This window comes from Ramlibacter sp. (assembly GCF_035706265.1).
Lineage (GTDB): Bacteria > Pseudomonadota > Gammaproteobacteria > Burkholderiales > Burkholderiaceae_C > Ramlibacter.
The window spans coordinates 1-6,822 of the sequence record NZ_DASSVG010000666.1 but is presented as its reverse complement, the minus strand read 5'-3'; the positions used below and the strand labels follow the sequence as shown (position 1 = coordinate 6,822).

Genomic DNA, 6,822 nt, shown 5'->3' with positions numbered 1-6,822 from the left:
CTGGCGCCGCCCGCGCCGGCGAAGGTCGAACTGCCGATCAGCGACGCCGACTACCTGCAGAACCCGCCGCCCGAGTGGCCGCGCATGAGCCAGCGGCTCGGCGAGCGCGGGCTCGTGGTGGTGCGGGTGCTGATCGGCGCCGATGGCCGCGCCAAGAACGGCCAGGTCAAGCAGAGCAGCGGCTACGCCCGCCTCGACCAGGCCTCGCTCCAGGCGGCCCTGAACTGGAAGTACGTGCCCGGCAAGCGCGGCGGCGTGCCGGAAGACATGTGGGTGAACGTCCCGATCCGCTGGGGCGACTGACGAACAACGACGGAGAAGAAACAACATGAACACCGACTTCGGCCTCGTCCATCTCTGGAGCCAGGGCGACCTCGTGACCCGCGCCGTGGCGCTCCTGCTGCTGGCGATGTCGCTCGCTTCCTGGATGGTGATCATCGCCAAGGCGCTGGACCTGCGGCGCTACGCCCGCCAGGCGCGCCAGATCGAAAGCTTCTGGCATGCCGCCGATTTCGCCGACGGCCTGAACAAGCTGGGCACCGATCCCGCCAATCCCTTCCGCACCCTGGCGCTGGAAGGCCGCGAGGCGGTGGCGCACCACCACGCCCAGGCGCAGCTGCACGATTCGCTCGATGCCAGCGAGTGGCTGACCCGCACGCTGCGCAATTCCATCGACGAATCCACGGTGCGCCTGCAGGCGGGCCTGGCGGTGCTGGCTTCGGTGGGCTCCACCGCCCCCTTCGTCGGCCTGTTCGGCACCGTCTGGGGCATCTACCACGCGCTGCTGTCGATCAGCGCCGCCGGCCAGGCGACGATCGACAAGGTGGCCGGCCCGATCGGCGAGGCGCTGGTGATGACGGCCCTGGGGCTCGCGGTCGCCATTCCCGCCGTGCTGGGCTACAACGCCCTGGTGCGCGGCAACAAGGGCGTGCTGACCAAGCTGAACCGCTTCGCCCACGACCTGCACGCGTATTTCGTGACGGGGGCGCGCGTCACGGCCGGCCAGGGGACGAAGGTCGTCCCCATGAAGAAGGGAGCGTAGGGCCATGGCCTTCGGCACCCAGGACGACACCGACGAGGTGATGAACGAGATCAACATGACGCCGCTGGTCGACGTCATGCTGGTGCTGCTGATCGTGTTCATCATCACCGTGCCGGTGATGAAACACGCCGTGAACATCGACCTGCCGCGCGCCAGCAGCACCCCGCAGGACACCAAGCCGGAGACGATCCGCCTGAGCGTCGACGCGCAGGGCCGCTACTACTGGAACGAGCAGGAGATCGCGGAAAGCGAGCTCGCCCCGCGCCTGCAGCAGGCCGCCGGGCGCGAGCCGCAGCCGGAGCTGCACCTGCGCGGCGACAAGGAGGCGCGCTACGAGAAGGTGGCGCAGGCGCTCGCGGCGGCGCAGCGCTCGGGGCTGCACCGCATCGGCTTCGTCACGGAGCCGAAGACGCCATGAACCCCGCCGCCACCTCCCTCCCTCGCGGGGTCGCGCCTGCGCCGGCCCAGGCCGACGCGCCGGTGCGGCCGGCGCCCCTGTCGAGCGTGCAGCTGCTGCGCGGGCAGCGGCTGGTGGAGATCGCGCACAACGGCGAGATCTACCGCCTGCAGGCCACCCGCCAGGGCAAGCTGATCCTCACCAAGTGAGGCGTTTACAGCCCCAGCGCCGCGATGCCGGCGCGGGCGATCTGGGCGTCCTCGCTCGACTTCACGCCGCTGACGCCCACCGCGCCGACGCACTGGCCGTCCTTCAGGATCGGCACGCCGCCTTCCAGCAGGCCGTGCAGGCCGGGCGCGCTGAGGAACGAATAGCGCCCGCCGTTGATCACCTCCTCGTAGACGCGGCTCTCGCGCCGGCCCAGGGCGGCCGTCTGCGCCTTGGCCGGCGCGATCTGGGCCGAGATCGGCGGCGCGCCGTCCAGGCGCTGCAGCCAGAGCAGGTGGCCGCCGTCGTCGACGATGGCGATCGTCACCGCCCACTGGTTGGCCAGCGCCTCCGCTTCGGCGGCGGCGGCGACGGACTTGATTTCCGCCAGTTCGAGGACTGCTTTCGTTTTCATGGTTGGTGTGGCAGGTAGATGGAATCTCGCAAGCGCAGAGCATAGCGTCTGCGGGCCCATTGAACCCGCCTAGAATGGGCTCATCTAAAGGCCGTTGAGGCAAGGAGTGCTGCTATGAACGACCCCATCCAGACCATCCCGTCCTACGGGTATGGCACCGCGTCCGCGCTGGAACAGCGCAACAAGGTCCTGCGCAATACGTATTGGCTGCTGGCCCTGAGCCTGATCCCCACGGTGCTGGGCGCATGGCTGGGCGTGGCCACCGGCATCACGCGCAGCCTCACGGGCGGCCTGGGCCTGATCGTCTTCCTGGGCGGCGCGTTCGGCTTCATGTTCGCGATCCAGAAGACCAAGGATTCGGCCGCCGGCGTCGGCGTGCTGCTCGCATTCACCTTCTTCATGGGCCTGATGCTGTCGCGGCTGATCGCGCTGATCCTGGGCTTCAAGAACGGCACCGGCCTGGTGATGACGGCCTTCGGCGGCACGGCGGCGGTGTTCTTCGTGATGGCGTCGCTGTCCACGGTGATCAAGCGCGACCTCTCCGGCATGGGCCGCTGGCTGTTCGTCGGCGCGCTGGTGCTCATGGTCGGCGCCATCATCAACGTGTTCGTCGGCTCCGGCGTCGGCATGATGGTGATCAGCACGCTGGCCATCGGCATCTTCAGCCTGTACATGCTGTACGACCTGAAGCAGATCGTCGACGGCGGCGAGACCAACTACATCACGGCCACGCTGGCGCTCTACCTGGACCTGTTCAACGTGTTCCAGAGCCTGCTGGCGCTGCTGGGGATGACGGCCGGCGACGACTGAAGCCGCACCGCCTGCCAACAGAACGGGGCCTTCGGGCCCCGTCTTTCATTGCAGGTCGAACACCGCCATGGACTCGACGTGCGCCGTGTGCGGAAACATGTTGACCACGCCGGCGGCGGTGCAGGTGTAGCCGCCCTGGTGCACCAGCAGGCCGGCGTCGCGGGCCAGCGTCGCCGGATTGCAGCTGACGTAGACGATGCGCCGCGGCGGCGTCCAGCCCTGGCGCAGCGATGGGTCCTGGTGCAGGTCCGCCACCGCCTTGGCCAGCGCGAAGGCGCCCTCGCGCGGCGGATCCACCAGCCAGCGATCGGCCACGCCGTCAGCCACCAGCTGCTGCGGCGTCATCTCGAACAGGTTGCGGGCCTCGAAGCGCGCAGGTGCGAGCGCGTCGCCCGCGGCGCGGCCGGCCTGGTTGCGCTGGTAGTTCTCGCGCGAACGCGCCACCAGCGCCTCGCTGCCCTCGATGCCCAGCACCTCGCCGGCGCGGGTGGCCAGTGGCAGGGTGAAGTTGCCGAGCCCGCAGAACCAGTCGATCACGCGCTCGGAACGCTGCGCATCGAGCAGGCGCACCGCCCGGTCCACCAGCACGCGGTTGATGTGCGGGTTGACCTGGGTGAAATCGGTGGGGCGGAACGGCATCGTGACGCCGAACTCCGGCAGCGTGTAGGCCAGCTCCTCGCCGCCGGCATCGAGCAGGCGGGCGGTATCGGGCCCCTTGGGCTGCAGCCACCACTGCACGCCGGCGTCCGCGTGCGCGACGGCGAAGGCGCGCAGCTTGGCGAGGTCGCCGGCGGACAGCGGCTCGAGATTCCGCAGCACCAGCGCGGTGACGCGGTCGCCGCAGGCCAGCTCGATCTGCGGGCAGGTCTCGATCGCGTCCATGGAGCCGATCAGGGCGCGCAGCGGCAGCAACAGGTCGCTCACGTGCTTCGGTACCACGTGGCATTCGCGGATGTCGGCCACGTAGCGGCTCTTGCGCTCGTGGAAGCCCACCAGCACCGTCTCCTTCTTGCGCACGTGGCGCACGCTGAAGCGGGCACGCCAGCGGTAGCCCCAGGCCGGGCCCTCGATCGCGGGCAGCATGGTGCCGGGGCGCACCTTGCCCAGGTGCCACAGGTTGTCTTCCAGCACGCGCTGCTTGATCGCGACCTGCGCGCCGACGTGCAGGTGCTGCATCTTGCAGCCGCCGCAGGCGCCCTCGTGCAGGCCGAAGTGCGGGCAGCGGGGCCGCACGCGCTGGGCCGACTCGCGGTGTACCTGCACCAGCGAGGCCTGCTCCCAGTTGTTCTTCTTCCGGTGGACGTTGGCCGTCACCCATTCGCCGGGGAGCGCGCCGTCGATGAAGACCACCTTGCCGTCGGGGCGCCGGGCGACGCCCTGCGCCTCGATGTCGAGCGATTCGATTTCCAGCCAGCCCTCGGGGTGCGGGGCAGGCAACTGCTTGTCGGTCATCCGCCGATTTTCTCAGGCCGGCGGGGGAACGCTGGGGTTCGGCCTTCGGTGCTCACCGCCAGCCTGCAATCGGCCTGCGGCGCCAGTGCATTTCGTAGGCCGGTGCTGGAGCGAAGCGAAAGCCCAGCGATCACAGCCAGGCGTCGAGGTACTCGCGCCAGTGCGGCTCCGTCGCCGCCAGCGGCGCCAGCGACTCCTTCACGAACCCCATCTCCTGGTCGTACTCGGCCTCCGTGAAGCCGCAGCGCATCTTCTGGAAGCGGCAATACAGCAGGTAGGTGTTCATCACGTCGGTCTCGCAGTAGCGGCGGATGTCCTCCAGCTTGCCTTCGAGATAGGCCTGGTAGACCTTGGAGCCGTCCATGCCCAGCTTGCCCGGGAAGCCGCACAGCTTGGCCATGGCGTCCAGCGGCGCGTTGGCGCGCGGCTGGTACATCGCCAGCAGGTCCATCAGGTCCAGGTGGCGCATGTGGTAGCGGTTGATGTAGTTGTTGTACTTGAACTCGCGGTCGTCCGGCCCGCCGCCCTCGCCCAGGCACCAGTAGCGGTCCGCCACCACGCCGTGGCGCAGGCCGCGGTAGTGCAGCACCGGCAGGTCGAAGCCGCCGCCGTTCCAGCTCACCAGCTGCGGCGTGTGCTTGTCCAGCGCGTTGAAGAAGTTCTGGATCACGCGGCCTTCGCTGGCGTCGTCGCGGTCGACGAAGGAATGCACGCGCAGGCCCTCGGCGTTGCGGAACACGCAGCTGATCACGAGGATGCGCTGCAGGTGCAGCGGCATGAAGTCGCTCTGGTTGGCCTCCTTGCGCTCCTGCAGCCACTGCGCGTAGACCTCCGCGTCGCTGGCGTCCTGCGGCGCGTCGCGCAGCAGGCGCAAGCCCTTCACGTCCGGAATGGATTCGATGTCGAAGACTAGTACAGGCCAACTCATGATTCGACTGTACCAGTCGAATCATGAGTCGGCCCTGCGGCCGCATCAGGAGCCCCCCATCCCAGCCTTCCCCCCGGAGGGGGAAGGGGCCGGGCGCGTTCGAACCAGCGCCTCGGCTAGAACAACGCTTCGCGGTCGATGCCGTTGCGGGCCATCTGGCGCTTCAGCTTCGACAGGGCCTCGTTCTGGATCTGGCGCACGCGCTCGCGCGTGAGGCCCAGGCGGTCGCTCAGGACCTCCAGCGTTTCGGGCTCGCGCTGGTGCAGGCCGAAGCGGCCCTCCAGCACCTCGCGTTCGCGCTGCGAGAGCGCGTCCACCCAGCCCGTCACCAGCCGCTCCACCTCTCGGTTCTGCATCACGCCGGTGGGATCCACGGCCAGTTCGTCGGCCATGAAGTCGCCCAGCGTGTGCTCCTCGTCGTTGCGGTCGACAGTGGCATCGAGCGACTTCGGCGTCTCGGCCAGCGCGAGCAGCTGCGCCACCTCCTGCACGTCGCGACCGAGCAGCGCCGCCACATCCTCCACCCGCACGCCCTCGCCTTCGGCGCCGTTGCGGCTGGCGAAGGCGGGATCGTTCTCCAGCGTGCGGCGGGCCCGCAGCACCTGCTGCAGCTCGCGCACCACGTGCACCGGCAGCCGGATCACGCGGCCCTGGTTCATCACCGCGCGCTCCACCGCCTGGCGGATCCACCAGGTGGCGTAGGTGGAGAAGCGGAAGCCGCGCTCCGGCTCGAACTTGTCGATCGCGTGCATCAGCCCGAGGTTGCCCTCCTCGATCAGGTCCGACAGGGGCACGCCGCGCCCGAGGTAGCTCTTGGCGATGCTCACCACCAGCCGCAGGTTGTGCTCGATCATCGACTGGCGGGCGGCGAAGTCGCCGGCGCGGGCGCGCACGGCGGTCTCGTACTCCTCCTCCGCGGTGAACAGGGTGGTGCGGCGCACGTCGCGCAGGTAGAGCGTCAGCGTGTCGCTGCTCTCGCCCGAGAAATCGGCCGGCACCTCGCGCAGCTGGTTTTCGGAGGGCGGCTCGGCGGCGGTGCCGATCGGCTCGAGCGGCGGCACCTCGATGCCGTCGCGCCCGCCCGCGGGCGCCGGTGCTTCGTGCCCGTTGCGCCGCTTCATGGCTACCTCGCCGGCAGGTACTTCATGGGATCGACCGGCTTGCCCTGGCGCCGGATCTCGAAGTGCAGCTTCACGCGATCGGCGTCGGTGGCCCCCATCTCCGCGATCTTCTGGCCCTTGCGCACGGTCTGGTCCTCCTTCACGAGCAGCGACTGGTTGTGCGCGTAGGCCGTGAGGTAGGTGTTGTTGTGCTTCAGGATGATCAGGTTGCCGTAGCCGCGCAATCCCGCTCCCGCGTACACGACGCGCCCATCGGCCGCGGCCAGCACGGGATCGCCGGCGCGGCCGCCGATGTCGATGCCCTTGTTCTTCTGCTCGTCGAAGCCGGCCACCACGGCGGCCGCACCGGAGGTGGGCCAGCTCCAGGCGATGTCGTCGTCGGCGCCGGCGGCCGGCTGCGGGCTCGCGGGCGCCGGCGCGGGCGCCGGTGCGGCGGCAGCGGACGCGGCC

General features: G+C 69.5%; 10 protein-coding genes. 5 read left to right on the top strand and 5 right to left on the bottom strand.

The features are described 5' to 3' along the window. From VFM98_RS23915 to hemP, 4 genes are all read left to right on the top strand, one after another. Positions 1 to 303, top strand: a 303-nt coding sequence (locus VFM98_RS23915) for an energy transducer TonB (protein ID WP_325112395.1), incomplete at its 5' end; no start/stop codon positions are given. A 25-nt stretch (positions 304 to 328) separates the two neighbouring features. Next, entirely contained in the window at positions 329 to 1,042 is a 714-nt protein-coding gene (locus tag VFM98_RS23910; RefSeq protein ID WP_325112394.1) for a MotA/TolQ/ExbB proton channel family protein, read from the top strand. A 4-nt stretch (positions 1,043 to 1,046) separates the two neighbouring features. Then, entirely contained in the window at positions 1,047 to 1,460 is a 414-nt protein-coding gene (locus VFM98_RS23905) for a biopolymer transporter ExbD (RefSeq protein ID WP_325112393.1), read from the top strand. Continuing rightward, positions 1,457 to 1,648: a hemin uptake protein HemP gene (gene hemP, locus VFM98_RS23900; RefSeq protein WP_325112392.1), complete on the top strand. Its 192-nt coding sequence runs from the start codon at positions 1,457 to 1,459 to the stop codon at positions 1,646 to 1,648. Before VFM98_RS23905 ends, hemP begins: the two co-directional genes overlap by 4 nt. Before the next feature lie 5 nt (positions 1,649 to 1,653). Here the strand turns inward: hemP and VFM98_RS23895 are convergent, their stop codons facing one another. Beyond that, complete coding sequence (locus VFM98_RS23895) at positions 1,654 to 2,061, bottom strand: heme-binding protein (protein ID WP_325112391.1); 408 nt, start codon at positions 2,059 to 2,061, stop codon at positions 1,654 to 1,656. A 114-nt stretch (positions 2,062 to 2,175) separates the two neighbouring features. Between VFM98_RS23895 and VFM98_RS23890 the strand changes: the two genes are divergently transcribed. Beyond that, on the top strand, positions 2,176 to 2,871 hold the full coding sequence (locus VFM98_RS23890) for a Bax inhibitor-1 family protein (RefSeq protein WP_325112390.1): 696 nt from the start codon (positions 2,176 to 2,178) through the stop codon (positions 2,869 to 2,871). Positions 2,872 to 2,916: 45 nt separating this feature from the next. Here the strand turns inward: VFM98_RS23890 and rlmD are convergent, their stop codons facing one another. The 4 genes from rlmD to VFM98_RS23870 form a co-directional block, all read right to left on the bottom strand. Then, entirely contained in the window at positions 2,917 to 4,323 is a 1,407-nt protein-coding gene (gene rlmD / locus VFM98_RS23885; protein WP_325112389.1) for a 23S rRNA (uracil(1939)-C(5))-methyltransferase RlmD, read from the bottom strand. Positions 4,324 to 4,453: 130 nt separating this feature from the next. Continuing rightward, positions 4,454 to 5,251 (bottom strand): 3'-5' exonuclease, encoded by a 798-nt coding sequence (locus VFM98_RS23880; RefSeq protein ID WP_325112388.1) that lies wholly within the window; start codon positions 5,249 to 5,251, stop codon positions 4,454 to 4,456. A gap of 116 nt (positions 5,252 to 5,367) precedes the next feature. Next, entirely contained in the window at positions 5,368 to 6,372 is a 1,005-nt protein-coding gene (gene rpoS / locus VFM98_RS23875) for an RNA polymerase sigma factor RpoS (protein ID WP_325112387.1), read from the bottom strand. Positions 6,373 to 6,374: 2 nt separating this feature from the next. Next, the coding region (locus tag VFM98_RS23870; protein ID WP_325112386.1) for a peptidoglycan DD-metalloendopeptidase family protein at positions 6,375 to 6,822 on the bottom strand (448 nt) is incomplete at its 5' end.

Bases quoted from the DNA above. Each gene is read 5' to 3' on its own strand.
- VFM98_RS23880 (WP_325112388.1), bottom strand. From the start codon at position 5,251: ATGAGTTGGCCTGTACTAGTCTTCGACATCGAATCCATTCCGGACGTG.
- VFM98_RS23890 (WP_325112390.1), top strand. From the start codon at position 2,176: ATGAACGACCCCATCCAGACCATCCCGTCCTACGGGTATGGCACCGCG.
- VFM98_RS23910 (WP_325112394.1), top strand. From the start codon at position 329: ATGAACACCGACTTCGGCCTCGTCCATCTCTGGAGCCAGGGCGACCTC.
- VFM98_RS23895 (WP_325112391.1), bottom strand. From the start codon at position 2,061: ATGAAAACGAAAGCAGTCCTCGAACTGGCGGAAATCAAGTCCGTCGCC.
- hemP (WP_325112392.1), top strand. From the start codon at position 1,457: ATGAACCCCGCCGCCACCTCCCTCCCTCGCGGGGTCGCGCCTGCGCCG.
- rpoS (WP_325112387.1), bottom strand. From the start codon at position 6,372: ATGAAGCGGCGCAACGGGCACGAAGCACCGGCGCCCGCGGGCGGGCGC.
- rlmD (WP_325112389.1), bottom strand. From the start codon at position 4,323: ATGACCGACAAGCAGTTGCCTGCCCCGCACCCCGAGGGCTGGCTGGAA.
- VFM98_RS23905 (WP_325112393.1), top strand. From the start codon at position 1,047: ATGGCCTTCGGCACCCAGGACGACACCGACGAGGTGATGAACGAGATC.